This is a genomic window from Carboxydothermus ferrireducens DSM 11255 (genome assembly GCF_000427565.1).
Lineage (GTDB): Bacteria > Bacillota > Z-2901 > Carboxydothermales > Carboxydothermaceae > Carboxydothermus > Carboxydothermus hydrogenoformans.
On sequence record NZ_ATYG01000004.1, the window covers coordinates 22,753 to 49,589 of the forward strand.

Here is a 26,837-nt window from a genome sequence, read left to right on the forward strand (position 1 = left end):
GAGTTTGCTTGTGAATGTCGTATTTATAGCTATAGATGGATTTTATATCCAAAAAAATTAAAAGGAGGGGTTTTATGCGTAAAGGTCTATGGGCACTGGTTGCTGCAGTTCTTCTCCTGTTAGTAGCCAGTCCGGTATTGGCTACTGAGCAGTACGCCAAAGATACTGGAAAGAACTGCAGTTACTGCCACCAGGTACCGGCTTCCCATAAGAGTCAGCCGGGCCAGCAGGGCAGGGACCAGATGGATTGTATGGCCTGCCACAAAGCTTTTATGCCGCTAACCAGCACTGCCCAAATTCCCTTGACCGAGCGGGGCGTCCTGTTCATGCAAAACGGCAAGAAATTAGCCGTAGACTTAAATTATGACCCGCTCACCGAAGCCAACGTGGTCAAGGAATTTGCCAGAGTTTCCGGACTTTCCGAGTCAGCCTTTGGCAAGGTTTCCGGAAACATCACCAAGCAAAGACTCGCTTACTTCTTGATGGTAGCTTTAAAAGCTCAAGGTGAAGTTGCTAAAGTTACCGCTAACGACCTTAAAAAATATGCCGACTACACCAAAGCAGCTTCTGCCAACCAAAAAGCCTTAGTCTGGGCCGTAAAGAAAGGCTATTTAAGCGCCCGGAAAGCTGGAAGCAAGCTTTACCTTGATCCAACAGCTGCTGCAAGCCGCACCGAAGTAGTCAAAGCATTTAACGCAGTTCAAGCAAAATATCCAAGAGTATTACCGGCTCCAACTGCATATGCTGGTACCAAGAAATGTCAGAGCTGCCATGGCTTCTCCAAGTTTTCGGCAACCTGGCACCCCAATATGGTAAAAACACCCGATTTCTTTGGTTCCATGCTGCTCTGGTCCTTGAACGATAAGTTCCAGGCCAGCGATGTTCGGTATGTAATTAACTCGCCTACAGAATTGCTATTTGTAGGCAAGGATTACAAATACATGCCGTATGCTTTTGATAAGGCCGAAAATCAGTGGGTAGCTGATTCCCACACCCAGAATTGGCTGGTAAGCTGTGCTAAGTGCCACGTCACCGGTTATCCTGGACCGAATGGTATTACCGGTACTCCCTACTCTGTAGTTGGAAATACCTATAAAGAATTATTTACCGAACCGGGTATCGGCTGTGAAGCTTGCCATGGTCCTGGTGCTCTCCACGCTGCAACCGGTGATCCTACCAAGATTCTTGGTGAAAAAGACGGTATTGCTGCCAGCGCTACCTGCGAAAAATGCCACGAAGGTGCGCACCACCGTGGCGGCGAATACAACGATGAATACGCAATTGCCGGCGTAAGTGGAACTGTTTATGGTAAGCATGGCATTTCCTTACAAACAATTCAGAAAAATTCCCACGGCAGCGTCAGCTGTCTGGAGTGCCACTCCCAGGATTACCGCACTGCTTTGGAAGATTACTTAAAAGCTAACCCGGGTAAAACTGCAGCTGACTTTAATGCAACTGTAAAACTCAGTGACTTTAAGTTAGGCATTACCTGCGTCACCTGCCACAGTCCGCACAGTGAAAAAGGCTACGGCAAGCAATTAAGAAAGGAACCCAACGAACTTTGCATGGAGTGCCACACCGGTGAAGGCTTCACCGCTACCTCTGGCAGCAAAGGAGTACATCATCCACAAAAAGAAGTATTTACCGGACAGCTCGGTGCTTCCTTCACTGCTTTAGGTATACCGGAAAAAGTTTATAACCCCATGGGCAGTGCCGAATGCGTAACCTGCCACATGCCCAATGGCTATCACTACTTCAAAGTAGGAAAACCAACCATCTCAATTGACAACCTTACTATTAAGAACGACTCTTCTTTAGGTAGCTATCAGTCCAGATATAAAGCGTCCTACAACAGCTGCAGTGTCTGTCACGATGCTGTTGGCTTTGATGCAAACGCCGTAAAAGCCTGGACCGATAAAGTCGATACTCGTGTTAACAACATTCTTAACCAGCTCAAAACCACCTACGCAGCAGCTTACAACGATCCAAATTACAAATATGCTGATACTTTAGCAGGCATTGTAGCCGCCGACGCCTCTCACGGTATCCACAACACCGCTCTAACTGAACTCCTTTTGGACAAAGCAGAATACTACCTCACTCAAATTCCCAAACAATAACACAGAAAAGCCCCTGGTAAAAACCAGGGGCTTTTTTATAAATTAAGATACGGCCTTAAAAACTTTCCGGTATAAGAGGCTGGATTCCGGGCCACTTCCTCAGGAGTTCCTTCGGCAATCACCTGACCGCCTTTATCGCCACCTTCCGGCCCTAAATCGATAATCCAGTCGGCAGTCTTAATCACATCTAAGTTATGCTCTATTACCACCACCGTATTGCCTGCCTCCACCAGACGATTTAAAACATCTAAAAGCCTGTGAACATCGGCAATGTGCAGGCCCGTAGTCGGTTCATCTAAAATGTATAAAGTTTTCCCTGTGGAACGCCGGGAAAGTTCGGTGGCCAACTTTACCCGCTGAGCTTCGCCGCCGGACAGGGTAGTAGCCGGCTGCCCCAGGCGGATATAACCCAGACCCACATCATAAAGGGTCTGAAGTTTGCGCTGGATTCTGGGTATCGCGGAGAAAAACTCCAGAGCCTCCTCTACCGTCATATCCAGTACCTCGGCAATATTTTTTCCTTTATACCGCACCTCCAACGTTTCCCGGTTATACCTGGCCCCCTTACACACCTCGCAGGGTACGTAAACATCGGGGAGAAAATGCATTTCAATCTTGATTATCCCGTCCCCTTCACATGCTTCACACCGTCCTCCCTTCACGTTAAACGAAAACCGTCCCGGTTTATAGCCCCGCATCCGGGCTTCGGGAGTTGCCGCAAAAAGCTCGCGGATATCGTTAAACACTCCGGTGTAGGTTGCCGGATTTGAGCGCGGTGTTCGGCCGATGGGCGACTGGTCGATATTGATTATCTTATCAATGTAAGTAAGACCTAAAATCTCATCATGAGCTCCGGGCTTTTCTTTTAGCTTATAAAACTTTCCGGCCACAGCCTTATACAAAATTTCATTAATTAACGTACTTTTACCGGAACCGGACACCCCGGTTACCGCTACCAATTTCCCCAGTGGAATTTCGACGGTAATATTTTTTAAATTGTTTTCCCGGGCCCCCACAATGGTAATAGTTTTACCATTACCGCTCCGGCGAAAAAGCGGCACGGGGATTTTTTCTTCCCCCCTGAGATATTTTGCAGTAATTGAACCGGGATGCTTTAGCACTTCTTCCAGGGTACCTGCAGCTACTACCTGCCCTCCTTTTTCGCCAGCTCCCGGTCCCATGTCCACAATAAAATCCGCTTCCCTAATGGTCTCTTCATCGTGTTCCACCACTATTAAGGTATTGCCCAGATCCCGCAGCCGCTTTAGGGTATCCAAAAGCCGCTTGGTATCCCGGGGATGCAAGCCTATTGATGGTTCATCCAAAACATACAGCACCCCGGTAAGGCCGGAACCAATTTGCGTAGCAAGACGGATACGCTGAGCTTCCCCGCCGGACAAGGTAGTAGCGGAGCGATTTAAGGTCAGGTAATCCAAGCCCACGTTGTTTAAAAACCCCAGGCGTTCCTTAATTTCTTTCAAAACCTGGCGGGCAATTAAAAACTCTCGTTCCGTTAACTCAAGATTTTCCAGGAAAGCCAGAAGCTTTTCCACGGTCATTTCGCCAAGTTCATGAATGTTTTTTCCGCCCACCGTTACCGCCAGGGCTTCTTTTTTCAGCCGGGCTCCCTGGCAGGAGGGACATTTTCTCTGGGTCATAAATTTTTCAATTTCTTCCCGCACCGCCTCCGACTGGGTTTCCCGGTACCGCCGCTCTAAATTGGGAATAACCCCCTCCCAGTTGGCATCAAAGGTGTAAGAATTGCCGTTGGTATAGTTGTAATACCTGACCCGCACTTTCTCCCCGGGAAGACCATAGAGGATTATTCTTAAAATTTCCGGCTCAAGCTCTTTTACCGGCACGTCCAAACTAAACCGGTATTTTTTCGCTAAAGCCTCTAACACCTGAAAATAATATGCCTGGATATTACCCGCGTTCCAGGCGGCTATTGCCCCCTGCCGTAACGTCAAATCTTTATCTGGTATTACCAGATCCGGATCCACTTCCAATTTGTAACCAAGGCCGGTACACTCGGGACAAGCACCAAAAGGATTATTAAAGGAAAAAAGCCGGGGGCTTATCTCCGGAAGGCTTATTTCACAGTGGGGACAGGCAAAGTTTTCGGAAAAAGTAATCTCCTCCCCGTCCACTACTTCCACCACGGCCAGGCCTTCGGTAAGCTTAAGCGCCGTTTCTAAGGAATCGTAAAGCCTGGTTTTTATTCCGTCTTTTACTACCAGCCGGTCAACAACAACATCTATATTGTGTTTTTTATTTTTTTCTAACTTAATATCCTCAGCTAAGTCATAAAGAATACCATCCACCCGGACCCGGGCAAAACCCTGACGCCGGATATCTTCCAAAGTTTTGACAAACTCTCCCTTCCTTCCTCGCACAATAGGCGCCATAATTACCAATTTGGTCCGTTCGGGTAAAGCTAATAATCTATCGACCATCTGGTCAATGGTTTGCTTTTCTACCACCCGCCCGCAAACCGGGCAGTGGGGTATTCCTATGCGGGCATATAAAAGCCTTAAATAATCGTGAATCTCCGTAACCGTACCCACCGTTGACCGGGGGTTTTTGGACGTGGTCTTCTGGTCAATGGAAATTGCCGGTGACAACCCTTCGATGAAATCCACATCGGGCTTATCCATTTGCCCCAAAAACTGGCGGGCATAAGCCGATAAACTTTCCACATACCGCCGCTGTCCTTCGGCATAAATGGTGTCAAAGGCCAACGACGATTTGCCGGAACCGGAAAGACCGGTAATAACGATAAATTTATTGCGCGGCAGGGTTAAATCAATATTTTTTAGATTATGGACCCTGGCCCCTTTAATGACAATCTTATCCATCAGTGTGTAAAACCTCCATTATTACTTTTTGACCGCCTTTTGCGCCCGAAGCTCAATTATTAAGTCGCGCAGCATCGCCGCCTTTTCAAACTCCAAAGCTTTAGCCGCTTCTCTCATTTCCCGGGTAAGTTTTTCCACATACTGCTTAAACTCTTTCGCACTCATTTTCTGGATGAAATCCCGCTTTACTTCCGGTAGTTCTGCAGTCACCGCCCTGGTCGCCTCAATAACATCCCTTACCGCCTTTTGCACCGTTTGCGGCGTTATTCCGTGCTTCCGGTTGTATTCCATCTGAAGTTTACGGCGCCGGTTGGTTTCATCAATGGCTTTTTGCATGGAAGCGGTAACGGTATCGGCATACATGATTACTTTACCGTTAACGTTTCTAGCCGCCCGTCCGATGGTTTGGATTAAAGAGCGTTCCGAACGTAAATACCCTTCCTTGTCGGCATCCAAAATGGCCACCAGGCTAACTTCGGGTAAATCCAGACCTTCCCTGAGGAGGTTTATTCCCACCAAAACATCAAAAACTCCCAGCCTTAAATCTCGCAGGATTTCAACCCGTTCCAGGGTATCAATATCCGAATGAAGATATCTTACCTTTACCCCCATCTCCCGGAAATACTCGGTCAGGTCCTCGGCCATCTTCTTGGTGAGGGTGGTTACCAGCACCCGCTCGTTTCGGGCTACCCGCTCTTTAATTTCCCCGTACAGGTCATCCACCTGCCCCCGGGTGGGTCGAACTTCTACCTCGGGGTCAACCAATCCCGTCGGCCGGATAATCTGCTCCACAATCTTTTGAGAATGCTTTAACTCATAGGGTCCGGGAGTAGCCGAAACAAACACTACCTGGTTAATTCTTGCTTCAAACTCATGAAATTTCAGTGGCCGGTTGTCAAAGGCCGAAGGCAGGCGAAAACCGTACTCCACCAGCGCCTCCTTCCGGGAGCGGTCCCCTTCATACATCCCCCGAATCTGGGGAATGGTGATATGGCTCTCATCAATAATCATAAGAAAATCTTTGGGAAAATAATCAATTAACGTATAGGGAGGCTCGCCGGGTTTTCTTCCGGTTAAATGCCGGGAATAGTTTTCAATTCCTTTAGTGTAACCCACTTCCCGCAGCATTTCAATATCGTATAAGGTCCTCTGCTTTAAACGCTGGGCTTCAAGGAGTTTGCCCCGCTCTTCAAAATAGCGAAGCCGTTCTTCAAGCTCTTCTTCAATGCTTTTTATCGCCCGTTCTAACTTTTCTTTGGAAGTAGCAAAGTGGCTTGCCGGAAAAATAGCCACGTGTTTTAGCTCACCGATAATCTCGCCCGTTAAAGTATCAAACTCTAAAATCCTTTCCACCTCATCGCCAAAAAGCTCGATGCGCACCGCCCGGTCGGTATACGACGCCGGAAAAACTTCAATTACATCCCCTCTTACCCGAAATTTCCCCCGGGTTAAGTCGTACTCATTCCGCTCATACTGAATATCTACAAGTTTGCGTAATATCGCTTCCCGCTCGTAAATCTGCCCTTTTCTAACGGAGAGCAGAAGTTCCCGATATTCCTGGGGATCCCCTAAACCGTAAATGCAGGAGACCGATGCCACGATAATAACATCCCGCCGTTCAAAAAGCGCCGCCGTTGCTGAATGGCGGAGTTTATCAATTTCATCGTTTATAGCCGAGTCTTTTTCAATATACGTATCGGTGGCCGGTAAGTAAGCTTCCGGTTGATAGTAATCGTAGTAGCTTACAAAATACTCCACCGCGTTTTCGGGAAAAAACTCCCTGAACTCCGCACAAAGCTGGGCCGCCAGCGTTTTATTGGGTGCAATTACTAAAGTGGGCTTGTTTACATTGGCAATCACATTGGCCATGGTAAAAGTTTTCCCGGAACCGGTTACCCCCAGAAGGGTCTGCATTTTTAGCCCCTTCTCAATCCCTTCGGTAAGTTCCTTTATGGCTTTGGGTTGATCTCCCTTGGGCGTATAATTTGCTTTTAACAGAAAACGTTCCATACAAAACACCCCAAACTATATTATAAAACCCGAAGGGTTCCTTCGGGCCTGCTTAAACACCTAACATATCCGCCAGCTTGGAAAGAATTTCCCCGGCATATCCTCTAAGAACCAGCGCCTGGTCATCCAGGGGCGTCGGGTCTTTATTGACAATTATTGCCTTTCCTCCTTCTAAGAGAACCAACCCGGGAATTTGATTGGCCGGCGTAACTACCAGAGACGACCCCACCACCAGGACAAGATCCGAACGCTCAGCCAGTTCCAGGGCCATTTGCCACTCCCGCCGGGGTAAAGCTTCCCCAAATAAAACTACATCGGGACGGATAACACCGCCGCAATTACACCGGGGTACTTCTTCTTCGTCTAACTTCTCCGGCAAGTAATATTTTCCGCACCGGTCGCACCGTACCCGTTTTAAGGTGCCATGGATTTCTATAACGTTTTTACTGCCTGCTTTCTGGTGCAAACCATCAATGTTTTGGGTCACAATGCCTTTTATTATTCCCGCTTTTTCCATCCGCGCCAGGGCTTCATGGGCCCGATTGGGCTTAACATTGGCATAGCTTTTAAACCGCTCCCGGTAAAAATTTAAAAAAAACGCCGGATTCTCCATAAGGGCTCTTCTTGAGGCCACTTTCTCCACCGGATACTGTTCCCACAATCCAGAATTTCCACGAAAATCCGGAATCCCGCTTTCGGTGCTAACTCCCGCTCCGGTAAAGGCAATAGCGTGGCGGGCCGTAAGTAGCATCTTAACCGCTTCTTCCACAAAATCCCCTCCGTTAATAATTTTCATATGATAAATTAGAACCAATATTGGAGGTGAAATTATGACGGATCGGGAAATTGTTTTTCGGCTTTTACGCTACGAGCAAGCTAACCTTAGAAATTACCAAAATTATTTAGCGTATACCAAAAACAAAGACCTCTCGGCATACATTGCCAGAACCATTCCCCAAATTGAAGGTAATATTAAAAGTTTAAACGTTCTTTCCCGTAAACTTTGCGGCGGTTGAGGCAAGAATTAATAACCCGCCGGCGGTGGGCAATTAAAACAATAGGTACTCTAAAATAACCACATCCAACCAGCGACCAAACTTAAAGCCAACTTTTTTAAGCTCCCCTACCTTCTGAAAACCGCATTTCGCGTGCAGCCTCAAACTTGCTTCATTTTCGGCCGCAATTAAAGCTAAAAGGGCCCGGAGCCCCCGGTTCCGGGCTTCCTCTAAAAGTGCCATAAGCATTTTTTCTCCATAGCCCCTCCCCCGAAAATCCTTATGAACATATACCGATTCGGTAGCGGTTAAATCATAGGCTTTGCGGGGAGAATAGGGATTTAAACTACCCCAGACAGCAATTCTTCCTTCTACTTCACCCACCAAAACCGGGTGTCTTGCTCCCCGTTTTAAAAGCCAGATAAGCTGATCTTCTCCTTCCACCGGTTCGGTATCAAAAGTGGCAATTCCGTGCAAAACTTCCTCATTATAAATGGCAAAAATCTCTTTTAAATCTTCTACCTTTGCTTCCCTAATTATAACATCTTTAGTTTCTGTCACCTATACCACCCGTTTTAAATAAGATAATATACCTACTTTATATCCCGGAGGTAAGTTATGAACTACCCCCGCTGTTTTCTCGGTCAATTTCCCGATAGCAATAAAATTCTACTTTTCTTAAAAGCTAACCACCTGTGGTATATTTTTTATCCAGACTCCACAAAATTGCCAAAGCCTTTACTAATTCTCCCAGAAGAAATTCGGATCCTTGACAGTCTGGACTTTTTAATTGAATCGTACCTAAAAATTTTTGGCCAACCGGTTTATTTTTATTTAACTCCCGAAAGCCGCAGACTTTGGCCTTACCTTTTAAAAGGATACCGGGAAATTTCTCTTTTCTTTTATTATAAACCTATCAGGAAAACAGTTCCATATATAGCTTTAGGGGAGCTTTCGGGTTTAAAATTATTAACCCAAAACTCCCCTAAACCCTATGCTTATTTTACCATAGATTTTTAACGTACCTTAACAATCATCTCCACTTCTACCGGAGAATTGAGGGGTAGTTCGTTGACCCCTACCGCCGCCCGGGCGTGTTTTCCTGCTTCCCCCAGTAATTCTGCCAAAAACTCCGAAGCGCCATTTATTACTTTGGGCTGGTCGTTAAAGCCCGGGCTACTTGCTACATAACCGGTAACCTTAATGATTTTTTCAATCCGGTCGAGGTCCCCTATAAGCCCCTTGACCACCGCCAGGCAGTTAAGAGCTGCCACTTTAGCAAGGCGCATCCCCTCTTCTACCGTAACTTCCGCTCCTATCTTACCTCTAGTTTTTAATTCCCCTCCTTCAAAGGGAAGCTGTCCGGAAACATAAATATAGTTATCAATTAATACCCCCGGCACGTAAGCAGCAACCGGTGCTGGCGCCGGCGGAAGCGACATACCCATCTCATTTAACTTTTGCTCGATTTTCATCCAACTACCTCCTTTACTTTTAGAAAGAATTCCCTTAATTTAGTTTATCAGTTTTTCTCCGGATAATTCTTTAAGCTCGGAAACGCTCATACCAAATAGTTCCCAGTTAGGAGTATCGTTCCAAACCGTTTCCAGGTAGTTTAAAAGCTTTTGGTACTCCTCGGGATTATTTTCATTAACCAGGGGCGAATAACTGTGTACGATTGCTTCCGGTTCCTCCACCTGAAAGCGTTCAATTAATGTATTTAAGTCAAAAAGCTTGGGATTTACCAAAAGTAAGCCCTGGCTTTGTTTTAAATTCTGCAGGTATTTCTCAATCTCCTGATAATTGGATATTAGCCGGTAACTTTCCCCGTAAAAAACCCGTAACACGGTATCCACCGACAGGGGAGAGGGCAGAATTTTCCGGGAAACTCTCCGGGAAATAAGTCCCTGAGGGTCAGAAACCCGCTTTAAAGCAATAATATCCGTTACGATAATTCCTTCCCGTTTGGCAAGCTCCTTTATCACTTCTTCTCCCGGAATCGGCAAGATTACCCCGAGAATTTCTCGAAAAATCGGCTCTACTTCTTCCCTGGTTACCGCTCCGTAAAACCAGAGCACTCCTTCCAAAAGGTCGGCATAAAAGCTCGCCGTTTCTTCCAAAGTTAAAAGCCCATCTTTATATCCCAGGTAATAAAGCTCCTCGATTTCCCCGCCGTTAAAATCGGGTTGATTTAAAAGTTGCTCCCTGAAAGCTGTTAAAGCCTTTAAAAAGAGTTCCCGGGCTTCCTCTCGCCTTCCTCTGTGGAGAGTAAGCTTGGCTTTTAAATATAAGCTCTGGGGAAAATTTAGCTCAGGAACCCCTGTAAAGTATTTTTCCGCTTCAGGATAAAAGCCACCGCTTTCTAAAATTGTAGCCATTATAAACTTAAGACCATCCGCTAAATCTTCGGGGTTAATAATTTCGGTTATCCTGGATAAAATTCCGGCTTCATCCAATCCTTCTAAGAGCATAAATATTTCCTGGGGATTTTCGAAGAATTTCTCGGGATCTTTATTTTTAATTTCTTCTAAAGCTCTTTCCCCGCCGGCAATTAATAAAAGATAATTAAAATATTCCTCCGGTAATTCTCCCCTGAGCTTGATAATTTCGTTATAAGCTTTCTCACTTTTAGTCTGGGCATAAAGCCAGAGAAGGGCATTTCTATATTCTCCTTGACTATCCTGCAGAAGATTTTCTAAAGGTAGTTCCCGGACCCGATTTTTCACTTTATGTAAAAAATGAAAATCAAGAGTATTTTGATTTAGCTTTTTGGTTAGAGCGATAATTGAATCTAAATCCACCTGTTCCCAGTCCACTTCCTCCATTAAATCCACAAGATGCTCTCCTTCAATGTTTTCGAGATTTTTTAACACCTCAATTTTATACCTCAAATCCTTTTCCCGAAAAGCCTCCACTATTATTTCCTTTAAAGCAGGACCGGTTATTCGGTTCAAGATATCTACCCAGCGGGCAAACTCGGCGGGAGTAACGTTAGCCAGGTACTCCGGTAAAGTTTGTCCGGAAAACTCCGGCAACTTTCTGGTTTTTAAAATATTTTTAATTTTTTCTTCCAGTAAATACCACTGCCAGTCAGGTTGCAGCAAGCTTTCCGTTACTGCCTGGGCGTAAATTTTATTAATATCCCGCATTGCCATCCCCTTTTCTTTTTGGAATTACTTTTATTTTAGCTTCTAAACCAAAAGAAATAAAGAGGCAAAAGAAAAAGAGCAAAGCCCGAAATCTTTGCTCTTAGCAAACAAAATCTTTAAAGTATCTCTCCGCTTCCTCTAAGCTTGCAAAATACCAGCGATTTTCTTCCTTTAGTTCCCGCCCCTTTTCACTGTAAAATTCGGTGTAATAAATAACACACCAGCGGTTATCAATAAAATCCAGGATAAGCTTTCCGGTACCCAGGTCTCTTTCCTGTTTTGGCAAAGAAATCCCCTCCTGTCTAAACAATTATTTCGACAGAAAGGGCTTTTTTCCTTTTTTATTCCTCCAGAGTAGTTAAATCCCCCGGATCCACTCCCATCTCCTGGGCTTTTAACACCCGGCGCATAATTTTGCCGGAGCGGGTTTTGGGAAGTTTATCCACAAATTTCAGTTCCCCAATCACCACTATTGGCCCCAACTCCTTTTTCACATGCTCTATTAACTCTTTCGCCAGTTCCTCCGAAGGCGCCGCTCCTATTTTCAAAATCACAAAAGCTTTTAAAATCTCTCCCTTTAACGGGTCCGGAACCCCAACAGCCGCTGCTTCCGCCACCGCCGGATGGGAAACCAGAGCGCTCTCCACTTCCGCCGTCCCAATCCGGTGACCGGCAATATTTAGCACATCGTCCGCCCGTCCCAGGACGGCAAAATACCCTTCCTCATCCTTCACCGCCACATCACCGGTAAAATACCACCCGGGAATTTCCCGCCAGGCTTTTTCGTAGCGGGCATCATCCCCGTAAACAGTTCTCAGCATATGGGGAAAAGGATTTTTCAGGCATAAAAGTCCACCCTGTCCCGCCGGCACCGGTTTTCCTTCCCGGTCTAAAACATCCGCTACCACTCCCGGTAATGCAAATCCCACCTTGCCCGGCTTTGCCGCTTTTACCGGCGGCGTCCCCAGGGTAGGCCCTCCCAGCTCCGTTTGCCACCAGTTGTCAACAATAAAACCTCCCTGGGCTTTTAAAAGATTTTCGTAAGCCCAGCGCCAGGCTTCGGGATTTAAAGGCTCTCCCGCACAGGTAATCAGTCTCAAGGATGACAGGTCATAATTTTCCGTCCACTTTTCCCCGTATTTCATTAAAAGCCGGATTGCCGTAGGAGCGGTAAAAACGACCGATACCTGATATTTCTCGATAATCTGCCAGGGAGTATCGGGGGTAGGATAATCCAGCGCCCCTTCCCTAAATAATGTCGTTGCCCCCGCCACCAAAGGCGCATAAACAATATAGCTGTGGCCCACAATCCAGCCAATATCCGAGGTACACCAGAACACATCATCATCTTTTAAATCAAAAAAGGTCTTAGCATGGTAGTAGGTTCCCACCATGTAGCCTCCATGGACGTGCAGTACCCCTTTGGGTTTGCCGGTGGTACCGGAGGTATATAAAATAAAGAGAGGATCTTCAGCTTCCATTATTTCCGCAGGTTCCCCCGGTGGATTTTTAAATAACGTCAGAAAATCCACTTCCCGCGGCCCTAAAGGTTGGCGCTCTTCCCGAAACCACACCGCAACCTTTTCCACGCAAGAAACCCCTTCTAACGCTTCATCCACTATGGGCTTTAACGCAACCTTTTTGCCCCGGCGATAACCGTAATCGGCAGTAATCACCAATTTAGCTCCGGAATCTAAAATCCGTTCCCTTAAAGCTTTAAACCCAAGGCCAGCATAAACCACGCTGTGCACCGCTCCAATCCGGGCCACCGCCAGCATGGCCATAACCCCTTCCGGGGTCAACGGCATATAAATTACCACCCGGTCGCCTTTTTGAATCCCCAGATTTTTTAGTCCCCGGCTCAAGCGCTCCACCCGATCTTTAAGCATCCGGTAGGTATAAACTTCTTCCCGCCCGTCTTCGGTTAAAAAAATAAACGCCGCTTTATTCCCCCGGCCCTTTGCCACCTTGGCATCCAAAGCATTATAGGTTATGTTGGTTTTTCCGCCGATAAACCAGCGATGCCAGGGATAATTAAACTCCAAAACCCGCTCCCATTTTTCATACCAGAAAAGCTCCTCAGCCACTCTTCCCCAGAACTTCTCACTATCTTCTACCGACTCCCTGTATTCCCGGTCAAAATCCTTTAAATTGGCTGCCTCCTGTACCCTTGGAGGCGGAAAAATTTTCTCCTCCATCTGAAGTAAATTATTTAGTTCGCTCATCTTACCCCCTCCTGCCGCTTTTTTCTTTATTTTAGGAAATCTCTTCCTTTTAGAACATTGCTTTTATCCCAATGCAAATATTTTTACCTTGAAATGCATAAAGTCAGGGGGGAAATGCAATCGATCAAAAATCAGGTCATTTCCCATCAAAGATAGCATTTTCTCCACTATTCTCCTTTTTAGAAAAAACGTTTTAGTAACCAGTGTCTCTTACCACTTAACCGACTGATAAGTTTGCGTCTTACCATGGTTTCATAATCATCGTTTAATTTTTGTAATCCTAAAAACCCTGGATATTTTTTCTTTAAGGCTAATGTGAGCAGATAATCAGCCAATCCAGGGTTTTTAGGTAAAACACTGCCGTGAAGATAGGTTCCTATGACATTTTTGTATACTGCTCCTTCAAAATTATCTTCCCCGTTATTACCATAACCATAGATAACCCGGCCCAAAGGTTTTACTTCAGGCCCCAAATAAGTTTTTCCCGAGTGGTTTTCAAAACCAACAATCTTACCATCATAGCCGACCTTTTCTAATAGTTCACTTTCAATTAAAATATTGCCGACCATTCTTTTCCTTCCGGCTATCGTCCACACATCTAAAGCCCCCAGGCCTGCAATTTCTTTACCATTAGCAGTACGATAGAATTTTCCCAGAAGTTGATAACCGCCACATACTGCTAAAACCACCAGGTTGTTTTCGATAGCCTTTCTTAACTCTTTACCTTTATTTTCAAGAAAATCTTCCTGAATAATCTCCTGTTCAAAATCCTGTCCACCACCCAAAAACACTAAGTCATACTCCTCGCTTTTAAACTCATCACCAAGTCCAATAGGTTTAACCGTAACCTTAATTCCACGCCATTCTGAACGCCTTTTTAAAGCAATGATATTTCCCATATCTCCATAGGTATTTAACAGGTCAGGATAAAAATGGCCAATTGTTAACTCATACATTACTTCCAAAACTCCTTTAACTTAAATTTTTCGTTTAAAGTTTTACGAAACCCGATGAGCGCCGTATAGGTAGGAAAAATATAAAAAACATCCTGCGGGTCAATTTCTTTTAACCCAAAATTAATTACTTCCCGGTAACCCTCCATAATTTTTATTTTTTCTTTGGCTAATCCTTCATATTTTAACCTAAGAGCCAGATCCTCAGCTCTTCTCCCTCCGGCTAAAATAAATTTAATTTTATCGGTAATTAAATTTAATATCTCAAAATTCACGTCCCAGAGCCAGGAAACATCCTCCCCATCCGCCGGTAAATCATTAATTAAAAAAGCAAGACCTACTTTACTTTTTTCCTGAGTAAGGAGATTTAAAGCCTGATTAAAACCAGCAGGGTTTTTTACCAGAATTATTTTTAACTTTTTGCCAGCAAGGAAAAGATTTTCCGTCCGTCCAAAGGCTCCGGAAAAGGTACTAAGAGCTTCTATAGATTTTTTCAGGTTTAAACCTAAAGCCTGGCTGCAGGTAAGCGCAGCTAAACTATTATAAATGTTGTAAATACCCGGCAAAGATAAATTAACTTCATGGTATGTCGGAAAATCTTCTCCTTTTATCCCAAGCAAATACCGGGAATGTTCTTCTCCCATTTCTACAATTTTAAGACAGCTTAAATTAGGTTCGGGTCGCCGGTAGCCACAGGCAGGACATTTAAAATGTCCTAAATGGCCGTAGTAGTGCTTTTCGTAGCTATACTTTGTTTTGCAGAAAAGGCAATAACGGGCATCGGTATTTTGCTGTGAATCCTGGAAGCCTTCACTATCAAGTCCGAAATAAAATACCTCAAAGGGCTTTACTTTGGCCAGAGAAGCCACCAGAGAGTCATCCGCATTAAGCACAAGTTTGGTATTTTTAAAATTAGCCACACCATCTTTTACATAATTTAAAGTCTGGTAAACCTCCCCATACCTGTCCAGTTGGTCTCGAAAAAAGTTGGTTACTACCAGAACCTCGGGACTTATCTCGGTGCTTACTTTTTTCAGGGTAGCTTCATCAATTTCAAGTAATAATACCGGCACCAGTGGACACCCGAAAACATCCACTCCCTGCAACAAAGCAGTGGCAATGCCACTTAAAAGATTTGCCCCGGCATAATTGGTAACAAAAGTAATCCCGTTTTCTTTTAAAATCTGCCCGATCATCCGGGTAGTAGTGGTTTTCCCATTGGAACCGGTAACCACGATTACTTTAAACTTTAATGCTATATCTTTTAAAAAATTCTTATCAAAAAAGGTAAGAAATTTCCCAGGTAAAGAAGTAGCTCCGGTTCCCCTTTTTAAAATAACCAGAAACTTAAGTAAGATTTTTGCTATTATAAGCCCTAAAAAACGCTTTAATTTCATCATTTTCCCCCACAAAAAAATTCTTACACCTGTAAAAGATGTAAAAACCCGAAAAAAAGTTGCAAAAAAAAATAAAACCCTCTGACCTGAATCAGAGGGTCTTGTTCCTCAACTTAAGTTATGCTACATAAACGGGGGTAATAATATAATTCTTATCATCTTCTAAAATCTTATCAAGCTCTTCTTCCCTTACAAATTTATAAAAAACCTCTTCTTCCCCATAGGACCAGCTAACCAAATAAAACATTTTAACAACCCCCAAGAGTTGTATTCATGTATACATTATACTTTGTGCTTTTATTTTAGCACTCCTTTTTCTCTCTGACAAGACTTTTTTAAAAAATTTTCAAGCAACTTGCTGTGACCAATCTCACAGAGATTTTTGCGCTATTATACAAATATTTAATTAAAATCCCGCTATAATAAAATTGAGCAAAATAAAAATAAAAAAGAAAGGGTGTTTTTTAATGGAAAAAGTGGTAAGAAAAATTGTCAAAATAAATGAAGAGCTCTGCACCGGGTGCGGTAAATGCGTTACTCCCTGTGTGGAAGGGGCTATTGAAATAGTAAACGGTAAAGCCAAAGTGTTAAGAGAAGAGCTTTGCGACGGCGCCGGCTTTTGCCTGGCTGTTTGTCCTACCGGTGCTTTAACCATTGAAGAACGGGAAACGGTCCCCTTCTCCCACGAAGCGGTGGAAAAAGTCAGAGCTCACCGGGAGGTAGAAGAAATCTTCTGCCACTTCTGCGGAAACTCCGAATACGATAAAGCTCTTTTCCCCATCCGCTATAAAGGCGACAGCGTCTGGGCCTGCGCCCAGTGCCTCCCCCGCCTCATCCACGGTTAACTGGAGGGACGGTTCTGTCAGCCACCATTTTTCCTGCTTCTTTTCGGGAAAATGGTCATTCTCAGAACCGTCCCTTCTGTTACTTTTTGGCCTGGAGGGCGGTAGCTTTGGCTCTAAGGGCAAGGTCGATGGATTTACCCAGCGTAGTCAGGGCTTTTTCCGGGTTATGAAAACCCATGGAGTTTTCGCTGCTGACATAATCCCAGTACCACTGGGCCTCCCGGTGAAGCTTCCGCGCCTTTTCAATTAAAGCTTTATCTGTCCCCGGAGAATATACTGCTTCATTTATAGCTTTAATTGCTTCTTCATTGGCTTTCCCCGCCCGGTTTAATAAGTCATAGGTTCGGTCCTGGATGTAAAAGACCCGCTCTCTAAGCTTAGCCTCCTCTTCCCGGTGGCACTTGCGGCAGGACTGCTCTAAAGTTCTTAACGGAGAAGTCCACCAGTGGCTGGAATATTTTTTGCCGCCTTCATAGACGTACGGCATATGACAATCAACGCAGGTAAGCCCCACCGCACTGTGCACGCTTCCCGAAAACATTTCAAACTCCGGATGGCGGGATTTCAGCATTTTAGTGCCGCTTAAAGGATGTACCCATTCATAAAAATTTCTTTTTTCATAATGCCGGTACATATCTTCCGGATCTACTCCCCCATCCCAGGGAAAGATTACCCGGTTTGTTGCCTTGTCAATATAATAAGTTACATGACACTGGGCGCAGATGTAATTTCGTAGTTCTTTTTCCGTAAATTTCTCCGGATCCCGGCCAATTCGTTTTAACGCATCTTTTAACGCTGGCCGGGTAATGCGTAACTTCATGGTCTGAGCATCATGACAGTCATAACAGCCAATCGGTATCGTAAAAAGATTCTGCTTTTCTCTAAATCTGGCTTTATAAAAATTATCTACTCCCCATTTGTCCATATAAACCGGTACCTGGGAAGATTTACAGGTCATACAGGCTAAGGCGGTTTTTTCGGAAATCCTTTTGGTTTCCTTCACATCTTCCAGGGCATAAACATGACCCCGATCTTCAGTATAGTCTTTACTGAAGGCAAAGCCAGCCCATAAGGTTTTCATATAAGGAAATTCCTTGAGGTGGTCTCTTTTTACCGAGCCTCCGTACTTACTGGGAGCCAGAGCCATTTCTTTATTTTTTAAGTAATATTTATATTCAACAGGAAATTTTTGGCCGTACTTTTCGGGTTTAATCTCATCTTTTTTAAAACCGGTTGTCAAAGTTTTATAGGGAACATCGTTTTTGGCAGTAAAGTAGGCCACAAAAGTTCCCGCAAGCAAAATTAGAGCAACTATAATAATTCCAATAGTTATACCGCGGGTCAAAATTATCCCCTCCTAACAGTTTTCAGTGAAATACCTGCCGGTGACAAAAGGTACACCGCTGGGACACCCCCAAAAGCTTTTCCGTAACCCCCCGATGACAGCGAAGACAGTTTTCCTCCACAATTTTTTGCGAGCGGGAGGAAATTTTTATTACATCGGGATAGGTACGGAAGGAAAAAGAAAGAAAATCTCTGATTCCCGAATAAGTTTTTTCAATCCCGTAACGGGGAAATCCCGCCGGTAAATGACATCCCCCACAGCTTACTTTTCCAGCATGTGGTTTTTTTAAATATCCCTGGTACTCCTTTTTCATTACGTGGCAGGTAGAACAAAACTCAGGGCTATCAAAATAAGCATGAACCGTCTTCAAGCCTACCAAAAACATTAGGCCATAAATTAGTAATACTGCAACACTCAGGTAAAATAATCCCTTCATCTTATCCCCCTTTCTTTCTTTTATTATTCCTTTATTTTTTGTAGAGAATACCTACTCTTGAGAGCTATTCCTGATGAGCCTGGCCTCGATGCCAAAACCCTGGTAACCCGCGCTTTTCAAATCACAAATGAATTAAGAGATAAGCTAAGAAATTACTTTTTGTGATAAAATACCCATTAGGGAGGGAGAGATGTGGCTTACATTCTTTTTGACCTGGACGGCACCTTGCTTCCGTTAAATCTTGACTACTTTTTAAAGCTTTATATTCAGGAAGTAAAAAGCTACGTTAAGGGTAAGTTTGACCCCGATCTTATCGTGAAGGCTATTTTAAAAGCTACCGAAGAAATGGTAAAAAACACCGGAGAAAAGCTAAACAGCGAAGTTTTCTGGCAAGCCTTTGACCGGGTTTACCCGGGTACCGCCAACCTCCACAATGTTTTCGAAGATTTTTACCACACTTCTTTTAAAAATATCGGTAACTACTTTAAACCCCATCCCCTGGCAAGACCCATGATTCGCTATCTTCATAAAAAAGGCCATACGTTAATCCTGGCTACCAACGCCCTTTTCCCCAGAAGCGCCATCATAGAAAGGCTTTATTGGGCAAATTTATCCCCTAAATATTTTCGTTTTATTACCCATTACGACAATATGCACTACTGTAAGCCCAATCCTAACTACTATAAAGAAATTTTGGAAAAAATTAAAGCCAGGCCTTCTGACTGCCTGATGATTGGTAACGATCCAGCCGAAGATCTGGTAGCAAAAGAGCTGGGGATTAAAACTTTCCTTGTGAAAGATTACGAGGTAAAAAGAGAAAATCCCCGCACGCCCGATTACGCCGGGGATTTTTATGAGTTGTATCGGTTTATAAGGGAGAATTTTTAAAGCGGGCCAACTCTTCTGGAGGCGGGATGCTGGAGGTTGGAGGTTGGAAATATTTGTGGGGCCAGCTCAAGAAGAACTGCTAAATCGAAAGTTTGAAATAAGAATTGAGCGGCCCCCACAAATAAGACATTATATGCGCCCAAAAGTGCCCCTCGATTAAATGCGATTGTGTCGATCACTCCTCTTATTCCAAAATAAACCGCGGTTCTTTTTTTACCTTTAAAACTTCCTGCCGTTTCTCTTCAAACCCTTCCCGACCCAGGAGCGCATAGGTGGCCTTTTTTCCTTCCTCCACCCCGGGCTGGTCAAAAGCATTAATATCAAGATATTCTCCCATAAAAGCAATTTTCGCCTCTAAGAAATAGAGAAGCTCGCCCACCGTATAGGGATTTACTTCCGGGAAAATTACGGTATAGTTTGGTCTTCTCGCTTTCAAAAGAGCAAATTCGGTAGCTTTTTTCTCCGCTATAATAAGCTCGTTTAAAGTATGCCCGCCCAAGAACTTTAGTTCAGCATACTGCGGAAAATCCGGAGGAATCACCACCCTATTCCGGTAACGTTCTACTTCCAAGAAAATCAGGAGTTTATCAAAGGGTCCTTCGGTATAAAGCTGGACCTGAGAATGCTGATCGGTGACCCCCAGGGCTTTAACCGGAGTTTGTCCTACAAAAACCTCTTCTCCCCGGCGGTTTAACCTTTTACCGATACTTTCCCCGAGTAATTGAGCGTACCAATCGGCCATATATTTTAAGCTGTCGGCATACGGCATCATAACCGCCATATTTTTTCCCCGCTCCAAGAGCAAAACGTGAATGGCAGCCGCTAAACCCGCCGGATTTTCCCAAAGGTTTTCCCGTTCGCACCTTTCCGCCATTTCCCGGGCTCCTGCTAAAAGCTCCCGGATGTTAATACCGGTAACCGCTGCCGGTAATAGCCCCACAGGTGTCAACTCGGAAAAACGGCCGCCTACGTTAGGAGGAATGGCAAAGGTTTTTACCCCGAGTTCCCGGGCAAGCGCCCTTAAACTTCCTTTTTCCGGATCGGTAGTAAAAATCAAGTGTTCAGTAAACCGCTTTCCGACCTTTTTCTTTAGTACCTCCGTAACTATTAATAACTGGGATAAGGTTTCGGCCGTCGCCCCCGATTTGGTAATAACGTTAAAAACGGTCTTTTCCGGTTCAATTACCTTTAAAAGCGAAGCCATCCGCTCCGGGTCAATGTTATCTTCTACATAAAATTTCGGTCCACCCCTAAGCTCCTCGGAAAGCTCGTTGTACCGTAAATTGTTTAATGCCGTATGAACCGCCAAAGGCCCTAAAGCAGAACCGCCAATCCCCAAAACTACAAAATACTTAAATTTTTCCCGGACCTCCCGGGCGGTTTTTTCAATTTCAGCTATTTCTTCTTCCGGAAGATACGGCAGGTGAAAGAAGCCCAATTCCCCTTTTTCTTTTTTCTCCCGTAAGCTTATAAGGGCAGAGGTAAATTTTTCTTTATAACCATCAATATCCGCTTCCCCTAACCTCTCCTTTTGTAGATATGGGTGAAAGACATTATTAAAGTCAATTTTTAACGCCATTATACCCCTCCAGTGCTTAAAATTTGTATATCAGGATTATTTTACCCCAAATTTTTGGTATTTTAAAGAAAGTATATGCTAAAATAGTGATAGGAAAAGAGGGATTTAAATGGCCAAAGATTTATCAATTAAACTTGGAACTTTTTCCGCTCTCTCCCACAAAAATTACCGCTTGTTTTTTTTCGGTCAGGCTTTATCCTTAATTGGTACCTGGATGCAGTCGGTAGCTTTATCCTGGCTTACTCTGGAACTAACCCGTTCCCCCTTTCTTCTGGGGATACTATCCGCCGTGCAGTTTGCTCCGATGACTTTTTTGTCGGTAGTTGGTGGGGTAGCTGCCGACCGTTTTCCAAAAAGGTACATCCTTTTAATCACCCAATCATTTATGATGGTTCTCTCCGGGCTTCTAACCGTTCTCACTTACTTAAATTTAGTCAGTTACTGGCATCTTTTACTTATCGCTTTTGGCTTAGGAGTTGCCAACAGCTTTGATATGCCCACCCGGCAGGCTTTTGTTATCGATTTAGTCGGCCCCGAAGACTTAACCAACGCCATTGCCTTAAACTCTACCATTTTTAACTTGGCCCGGCTTTTGGGTCCGGCATTGGCCGGTTTAGTCTTAGCCAAATACGGTTCAGCTACCTGTTTCTTTATCAATACTCTAAGCTTTTTAGCTGTCCTTACCGGACTATTTTTAATGGATAACTTGCCGGCAAGAAGAAAACCCTCTTCCTTTTCTATAAAAGAAGATTTAAAAGAAGGGTTTAGCTATCTTTTTAAGCAAAAACCGCTGTTGCGGGCTATCCTTACCGTTTCCGCATTAAGCATTTTTGCCATGAATTTCAGCGTCTTAATTCCCATTTTAGCCAGGATTGATTTAAAGCTTCCCGCAGAGATGTTTGGCTTTATGATGTCATCCTTTGGCTTTGGAGCTCTAATGGGTGCCCTCTCGATGGCAACTTTCTCCAAAAGGCTTAATTTAGATAAAGTAATTAAAATCAGTGCTTTTTTAATGGCTATCTTTCAACTGGCAATGCCTTTAGCCAAAAAACCTTTCCCGGCAATGGTGTTGTTATTCTTAACCGGTTATTTTACTATTGCCTTTAATTCCGGTAGCAATTCTTATCTGCAAAAAAATGTAAGTGACGCCTACCGCGGCCGGGTTATGAGTATTTATACCACCGTTTTCGCCGGCTTTGCTCCTTTAGGAAGCCTTTTTGCAGGAAGTGTCAGCCATTACTTAAACGCCTCCGGAACTTTTGCCGCCGGCGCAATAATAGCTTTAATTCTTATCCTGCTGATTAATTTAAGCCCGAAAAGGAAACCATAAGTCCGGAGGGATATTATGGTTTCTTTTATATTTTTATTATTGACATATGTTCATTATTGCGTTATAGTTAATAATGAAATTATGTTCATAAAGGAGGTGCGGCATGCCGCGGCCACCAAAATGCCGCCATGTAAGTTATTTATCACCAGTTAAGTATTTTAAACCTGCAGGTATTCCAGCAAATGAACTTGCAGAAATTACCCTGACTCAGGAAGAGATGGAGGCGGTGAGGCTAAAGGATCTTTTAGGCTTAGAACAAATTGAAGCGGCCGAAAAGATGGGAGTTTCCCGGCCGACTTTCCACCGGATTTTAAAAACCGCCCGGGAAAAAATTGCCCGGGCTCTAATTCTCGGCTATGCTTTAAAAATTGAAGGAGGAAGTTTTACTTTCAAAAATCCAAGGGAGGAGAAAAATATGAAAATTGCTGTGGCGTCAGTTACCGGAAAGGATGTCAGCGCTCACTTTGGAAGCGCTCCCAAGTTTGTTATTTTTACCGTCGAAGACGGAAAAATAGTCGGAAGTGAAATCTTGGAAAACACCTTCCACGGCCCCCATCACCATCATCACCATCACCACCACGAACACGGCCACGGCCATGGTGGAAGCCATGCCCGAATTCTTGAAGCTTTTGCCGGGGTAAAGGTGGTAATTTCGGGAGGTATGGGCTGGCGGATGCAGGAAGACTTAAAGGCCCACGGTATAACCCCGGTTTTAACTACGGAAAAGGATGCCCAAAAAGCCGTGGAAAAGTACTTAGAAGGTACCCTCGAGACCTTTGAAGGGACTTGTTAAAAAGTTTTTCGGGTTGGGCGGGAATGGCAAATATAACAAAAGTTTGAAATATTATTCCAAAATGTTATTTCCTATTTTCTGTTGCTTTATATATAATAATGTATAGAACCGAGAACAAGAAGGGGTATTTATGCGTGAGCTGGTCTTTTTAACTTTCCCGTCCATCCATCATCTCCTGCAATTGGAAGATATTTTAAAAGAAAAATCTTTTAAATTCCAGATGATTCCTCTACCGCGGGAAATTCGTTCCGACTGCGGAACCTGCTTGCTGATTGAAAAAGAGGCAACGGAAAATATACTTACTTTGGCCCAAAAACAAGGGATACCGGTAGAGGGGGTTTATCCGGTTACCGACGAAAAAAAAATCCGATTTTACCAAAAGCTTTTATCTTTAATGTAAAGGGGCTTACTCAACCAAAGGAGTAAGCCCCTTTTAGCTTTTATTGATGGCACCTGCTACAGAATTTAATCCGGTCATGGCAGGTAACGCACAGCTCAGAGCCATATTGACCCACCGCTAACCCATGGCGTGTTAACCAATTTTCTGTATGTCCAATCTTACTATGGCAACTGTTGCAGGTAGTTTTATTAGTATGACAGGTATTGCATTTTGCCGGATTTTGGGCGTATTCGCTGCTGTGTTTGGCAAAAAATCCAGAATCATGGGGGTTGACGTTATTATGGCAACTGCTACATTCGGTTTTGCTGTGGCAGGTATAGCAAGTACTGCTTCCTTTGGCTAAAGCTGTAGCTCCATGGGTTGTGATTTTAAAGCTGCTGCTGTGGGGCATAGGTACCTTATGACAGCTGTCGCAGGTTGCTTTTGTATGACAGGAGCCGTAACAGCTGCTTGTCCCTTTTGCCAGCGCAGTCTTTCCGTGGGTCGAAAGCCACGTCGCTGGATGGGGCATATCTATCTTGTGGCAACTGCTGCATTCGGTTTTGGTATGGCAGGAGTAGCAGTTAACGTTTTTGTTCTGCAGGGTAAACTTACCATGGGTACTGGTCCAGTTTGCCGGGTGCGGCATTTCTACCTGGTGACAGCTAATACAGGTCTGGGCCTTACCTCCTTCCACCGGCTTTTCATGGCAGGTATTGCATACTTTTACATCGGAAACCTTGTGATTTTTTGCCCAGCCGTCGGGGTGCGGCATTTGCACACCATTATGGCAGGAATTACAGTATTTCTCCTGGCCCAAATCCCCGGTATGACAGGTAGTACAAGAAGCCAAATCTTTTTTGGCTTCCGTCCCATGAGCTGCCAGCCACTTGGCATCATGGTTTTGCGGCTTCATAGTTGCCTTATCCTGATGGCAACTCTCACATTTTGTCGGGCCATTTTTCTCTTTGTGACAATCAAGGCAATCCTGCATTTTCAGGACCTTGGGAGTGCCATGAACTAAATCTCCATGACAGGTTACACATTCTATATTGTTTTTACCAGCGTGTAACTCGTGGCTGAAAGTAATAGCGGTAGGCCCGGAAAGCTCATTTAATTTATGGCAGGATTCACACCGGCGGTTGGGTACTTCCCCCTTGCCTTTAATTTCTGCGGGTTCGGGCTTTTGGGTAAGCTCCACAGCTACCTGCCGTAACCCACCAAGTTTTACTTTCATAAGACCCACAAACCCCGGGTCCCGGTGACAGGACATACAGTCGGTTTTAGCGTGGTATGATTTCTCCCAGGCCGCTACATACGGTTTCATCGAATGACAAGTATTGCAAAACTCCGGCTTACTGGTTTCGTGAATAGCAAAAGGAGCTGCTATCGCTATAATTGCCGCTGCAATTATTATTATCCAAAGAAGCCTTTTTTGCACTGTCTCACCCCCTTTCATTATTTTAATTCGACATTTATTGGAATAATTCCTTTAAAACCAGCATATTTTTATGGTATTATTAGTTCTTTATTTTCAAAGAAAAGAGGGGCTGTTAACCCCTCTCTTCTTATCTAAAATTTTAGATATTATTTTAGATACGATTTTAATACGTAGCCGGTATAGGTCTTGGTACCTACCTTTACCTGGACTTTATAGTAGTTGCCCGAAGCACTTACATAAGTTACTTTAGTACCCGCCTTCAAGGTAGTTAGTTTCTTAGCTTTGGTAGATGCGGTCTGGTAGAGATAAGTAGTCTTGGTTACCGTATAGGTTTTAACCGACGGAGTGGTTGCAACTTTTCTCGCACCATAAATAATCGGGTCGCCTTTATACCCTAATGCCTTCCAGTTAAGGATGCCCCGGTTGCTGTGGCAGCTGGTGCAGGAAAGCGCCTCGCTTGCGGGCTTCACTTCATGATACAAGCCCATGTACCGCTCGGCATAGACCCACTTAACCGGACTTACCAAATCCACGCCAAACCATTCTTTATAACCCTTTGTAAATCCACCCAAAACATCACCGGTCATGAAGACGTAGCCAGCTTTAGCCGGGAAAAACTTACCGGTGACCGGGTCGAGGGGCATATAAGCATAGTGGTAGCGGAAGGGATAAATCTTGGCCTTGGGATCGTTTATTGAGCCAACCGGTGCAAATAAAGTTACGTAATCGGGTTTAGTTGTTTTATTAGGAGCATATTTGTTATCTTTATTAAATACCGCCGGTACATTGGTTTGCTGGGCGTAAGAAAGGCCATTCCACCAGAGATATACTGGCTTTAAGTTTTGTCCCCGTTCAATTTTGGGTTCATAAAGGGCGGTGACACTATTATATTCAGCCTGTGACCAATCCCGGAAGACATCGGTGGACTGGGTAATTGCATACTCGGTTACGTGACAGGTGGTACAGTCGATGCTCTTTATGTGGTTATTCAAGGTTGCGCCAAGGGGACCTTTGTGGACCGAAGTAGTGTGGCAGTTTTCACAGCGAACGTTGTAGTTTAATTCGTTGGTTCGTAAATCTACGCCCCGGCCGGCTATTTTGTGGTTTTCGGTCTTATGGCAGTCAATGCATTTTACTCCCTTGCCCATGTGAACATCCACTTTAGCCGGATCGGTCATGTGGATGGGCTCTAAGTCCCCCCGCTTGTTGTTGGGGCCACCGCCAGCAAAAGCATGGCACTGGAGGCAGTTTTTATTATCGGGGGTCTTCTTAATTGATTTTAGGGCTGCTGTAATATCAACCGTTCCAGAAACGTTTGCTTTTTTCACATAGGCAATATCAATTACCGAGGTATTTGGAATGTAATACAAGTTACCATACGCATCCTGCACAATAGTTTTCAGGTTCCTGTTGTATACCGAATAATCGGCATGGCAAATTAAACAGTCAACGTTTTCCTTATCTTTTGCCTCATCAATTTTATCCGGCCTTGAACCCATACCTACGTGGCACTGGCCACAGCCACCTTTGACATTAGCCCCGTTTTTATTAACTAAAATTCCCAGAAAGTTAATATCCGGGGTAATGCAAAAATCGTTTAAGCCCCCAAGTTTCCCTACCGGCTTATCGGCGGGCCAGGGCTTACCGGCAGCATCAATCAGGTTTACCGCTTTGCTCTGCCAGGTATAGTGGTCCGAGTGGATAACATCGTTTACCTGCTTGGGGTGGCATGGTAAACAGGACTTGGACCCCTCATACTTTTGAATAAACAATGAGTGATCCATGGCTGCCAGGGCGGTACCGCTAAAAAGAAGTACAAACGCCGCCAGCAGTAAAAAGATTAAGCTTTTCCTCCTCATCACATCACCTCTCCTTTTGTTTTTATTAACACCGGGAGAGGCAGGGCAAGAGTTAAACTTTACATATAGCCCAGCACTTCCCGGGATTAATCGTTATAAGAGGTCATTAACTTGCACTATTTTTCTTTTATATGCTTTTTTCGACTTTTTTATGGATTTCCCTGCTTATAGTTGTATAAATTTTATTTATATACATAAAATGTTTAAAACCTTTTTTCTCTTGACATTACGCTAT

At 44.3% G+C, this 26,837-nt stretch carries 24 protein-coding genes; 8 read left to right on the top strand and 16 right to left on the bottom strand.

Annotated features, from left to right (window positions below):
* Window positions 1-74: 74 nt before the first annotated feature.
* Window positions 75-2,120: a cytochrome c3 family protein gene (locus CARFE_RS0103065; protein ID WP_028051696.1), complete on the top strand. Its 2,046-nt coding sequence runs from the start codon at window positions 75-77 to the stop codon at window positions 2,118-2,120.
* A 35-nt stretch (window positions 2,121-2,155) separates the two neighbouring features.
* Here the strand turns inward: CARFE_RS0103065 and uvrA are convergent, their stop codons facing one another.
* Genes uvrA through CARFE_RS0103080 form a run of 3 tightly spaced genes read right to left on the bottom strand, consistent with a single transcriptional unit; the run spans window position 2,156 to window position 7,757 of the window.
* Window positions 2,156-4,978, bottom strand: coding sequence for an excinuclease ABC subunit UvrA (gene uvrA / locus CARFE_RS0103070; protein ID WP_028051697.1), 2,823 nt, complete (start codon window positions 4,976-4,978; stop codon window positions 2,156-2,158).
* A 21-nt stretch (window positions 4,979-4,999) separates the two neighbouring features.
* Window positions 5,000-6,988 (bottom strand): excinuclease ABC subunit UvrB, encoded by a 1,989-nt coding sequence (uvrB, locus tag CARFE_RS0103075; protein ID WP_028051698.1) that lies wholly within the window; start codon window positions 6,986-6,988, stop codon window positions 5,000-5,002.
* A 52-nt stretch (window positions 6,989-7,040) separates the two neighbouring features.
* Window positions 7,041-7,757: an NAD-dependent deacylase gene (locus CARFE_RS0103080; protein WP_028051699.1), complete on the bottom strand. Its 717-nt coding sequence runs from the start codon at window positions 7,755-7,757 to the stop codon at window positions 7,041-7,043.
* Window positions 7,758-7,818: 61 nt separating this feature from the next.
* Here CARFE_RS0103080 and CARFE_RS0103085 point away from each other — a divergent pair, with 61 nt between their 5' ends.
* Window positions 7,819-8,004 (top strand): hypothetical protein, encoded by a 186-nt coding sequence (locus CARFE_RS0103085; protein WP_028051700.1) that lies wholly within the window; start codon window positions 7,819-7,821, stop codon window positions 8,002-8,004.
* 33 nt (window positions 8,005-8,037) lie between these two features.
* On the opposite strand, the gene CARFE_RS0103090 is transcribed toward CARFE_RS0103085, so the two are convergent.
* Window positions 8,038-8,544: a GNAT family N-acetyltransferase gene (locus CARFE_RS0103090; RefSeq protein WP_034541522.1), complete on the bottom strand. Its 507-nt coding sequence runs from the start codon at window positions 8,542-8,544 to the stop codon at window positions 8,038-8,040.
* 57 nt (window positions 8,545-8,601) lie between these two features.
* On the opposite strand from CARFE_RS0103090, the gene CARFE_RS0103095 reads away from it, so the two are divergent.
* Window positions 8,602-9,003 (top strand): hypothetical protein, encoded by a 402-nt coding sequence (locus CARFE_RS0103095; protein WP_028051702.1) that lies wholly within the window; start codon window positions 8,602-8,604, stop codon window positions 9,001-9,003.
* On the opposite strand, the gene CARFE_RS0103100 is transcribed toward CARFE_RS0103095, so the two are convergent.
* The 7 genes from CARFE_RS0103100 to CARFE_RS16675 form a co-directional block, all read right to left on the bottom strand.
* The gene (locus tag CARFE_RS0103100; RefSeq protein WP_028051703.1) at window positions 9,000-9,458 is read right to left on the bottom strand and encodes a RidA family protein; all 459 of its coding nucleotides are present in this window, start codon (window positions 9,456-9,458) and stop codon (window positions 9,000-9,002) included. The two genes, CARFE_RS0103095 and CARFE_RS0103100, sit on opposite strands and share 4 nt — an antisense overlap.
* A gap of 39 nt (window positions 9,459-9,497) precedes the next feature.
* Window positions 9,498-11,132: a tetratricopeptide repeat protein gene (locus tag CARFE_RS0103105; RefSeq protein WP_028051704.1), complete on the bottom strand. Its 1,635-nt coding sequence runs from the start codon at window positions 11,130-11,132 to the stop codon at window positions 9,498-9,500.
* Between the two features lie 100 nt (window positions 11,133-11,232).
* The gene (locus CARFE_RS0103110; RefSeq protein ID WP_028051705.1) at window positions 11,233-11,418 is read right to left on the bottom strand and encodes a hypothetical protein; all 186 of its coding nucleotides are present in this window, start codon (window positions 11,416-11,418) and stop codon (window positions 11,233-11,235) included.
* A 55-nt stretch (window positions 11,419-11,473) separates the two neighbouring features.
* Window positions 11,474-13,357, bottom strand: coding sequence for an acetate--CoA ligase (gene acs / locus CARFE_RS0103115; RefSeq protein ID WP_028051706.1), 1,884 nt, complete (start codon window positions 13,355-13,357; stop codon window positions 11,474-11,476).
* A 179-nt stretch (window positions 13,358-13,536) separates the two neighbouring features.
* Window positions 13,537-14,313, bottom strand: a complete 777-nt coding sequence (locus CARFE_RS0103120; RefSeq protein WP_028051707.1) for a type 1 glutamine amidotransferase — start codon at window positions 14,311-14,313, stop codon at window positions 13,537-13,539.
* Window positions 14,313-15,707 carry a MurT ligase domain-containing protein gene (locus tag CARFE_RS0103125; RefSeq protein WP_028051708.1) on the bottom strand — a complete coding sequence of 465 codons (1,395 nt, stop codon included), beginning with the start codon at window positions 15,705-15,707 and terminating at the stop codon, window positions 14,313-14,315. Before CARFE_RS0103125 ends, CARFE_RS0103120 begins: the two co-directional genes overlap by 1 nt.
* Window positions 15,708-15,825: 118 nt before the next feature.
* The gene (locus tag CARFE_RS16675) at window positions 15,826-15,954 is read right to left on the bottom strand and encodes a hypothetical protein (protein WP_011343193.1); all 129 of its coding nucleotides are present in this window, start codon (window positions 15,952-15,954) and stop codon (window positions 15,826-15,828) included.
* Between the two features lie 220 nt (window positions 15,955-16,174).
* Between CARFE_RS16675 and CARFE_RS0103135 the strand changes: the two genes are divergently transcribed.
* Window positions 16,175-16,552 (top strand): ATP-binding protein, encoded by a 378-nt coding sequence (locus CARFE_RS0103135; protein WP_028051709.1) that lies wholly within the window; start codon window positions 16,175-16,177, stop codon window positions 16,550-16,552.
* 79 nt (window positions 16,553-16,631) lie between these two features.
* Here the strand turns inward: CARFE_RS0103135 and CARFE_RS0103140 are convergent, their stop codons facing one another.
* Complete coding sequence (locus tag CARFE_RS0103140) at window positions 16,632-17,897, bottom strand: ammonia-forming cytochrome c nitrite reductase subunit c552 (RefSeq protein ID WP_051250130.1); 1,266 nt, start codon at window positions 17,895-17,897, stop codon at window positions 16,632-16,634.
* 22 nt (window positions 17,898-17,919) lie between these two features.
* Window positions 17,920-18,333: a cytochrome c nitrite reductase small subunit gene (nrfH, locus tag CARFE_RS14075; protein WP_051250131.1), complete on the bottom strand. Its 414-nt coding sequence runs from the start codon at window positions 18,331-18,333 to the stop codon at window positions 17,920-17,922.
* Window positions 18,334-18,525: 192 nt separating this feature from the next.
* Between nrfH and CARFE_RS0103150 the strand changes: the two genes are divergently transcribed.
* Window positions 18,526-19,221: an HAD family hydrolase gene (locus tag CARFE_RS0103150; protein WP_028051711.1), complete on the top strand. Its 696-nt coding sequence runs from the start codon at window positions 18,526-18,528 to the stop codon at window positions 19,219-19,221.
* A 184-nt stretch (window positions 19,222-19,405) separates the two neighbouring features.
* On the opposite strand, the gene CARFE_RS0103160 is transcribed toward CARFE_RS0103150, so the two are convergent.
* Entirely contained in the window at window positions 19,406-20,800 is a 1,395-nt protein-coding gene (locus CARFE_RS0103160; RefSeq protein WP_028051713.1) for a glucose-6-phosphate isomerase, read from the bottom strand.
* A 109-nt stretch (window positions 20,801-20,909) separates the two neighbouring features.
* On the opposite strand from CARFE_RS0103160, the gene CARFE_RS14080 reads away from it, so the two are divergent.
* From CARFE_RS14080 to CARFE_RS14090, 3 genes are all read left to right on the top strand, one after another.
* Entirely contained in the window at window positions 20,910-22,130 is a 1,221-nt protein-coding gene (locus tag CARFE_RS14080; protein ID WP_034541524.1) for an MFS transporter, read from the top strand.
* A gap of 103 nt (window positions 22,131-22,233) precedes the next feature.
* Window positions 22,234-22,923 carry a DUF134 domain-containing protein gene (locus CARFE_RS16275; protein ID WP_051250132.1) on the top strand — a complete coding sequence of 230 codons (690 nt, stop codon included), beginning with the start codon at window positions 22,234-22,236 and terminating at the stop codon, window positions 22,921-22,923.
* Window positions 22,924-23,053: 130 nt separating this feature from the next.
* Window positions 23,054-23,323: a DUF3343 domain-containing protein gene (locus tag CARFE_RS14090; RefSeq protein WP_034541525.1), complete on the top strand. Its 270-nt coding sequence runs from the start codon at window positions 23,054-23,056 to the stop codon at window positions 23,321-23,323.
* 40 nt (window positions 23,324-23,363) lie between these two features.
* Here CARFE_RS14090 and CARFE_RS0103180 read toward each other — a convergent pair whose 3' ends face one another.
* Both CARFE_RS0103180 and CARFE_RS0103185 read right to left on the bottom strand, forming a co-directional pair.
* The gene (locus CARFE_RS0103180; RefSeq protein ID WP_028051714.1) at window positions 23,364-24,743 is read right to left on the bottom strand and encodes a NapC/NirT family cytochrome c; all 1,380 of its coding nucleotides are present in this window, start codon (window positions 24,741-24,743) and stop codon (window positions 23,364-23,366) included.
* A 146-nt stretch (window positions 24,744-24,889) separates the two neighbouring features.
* The gene (locus CARFE_RS0103185) at window positions 24,890-26,602 is read right to left on the bottom strand and encodes an SH3 domain-containing protein (protein WP_028051715.1); all 1,713 of its coding nucleotides are present in this window, start codon (window positions 26,600-26,602) and stop codon (window positions 24,890-24,892) included.
* Between the last annotated feature and the right edge of the window lie 235 nt (window positions 26,603-26,837).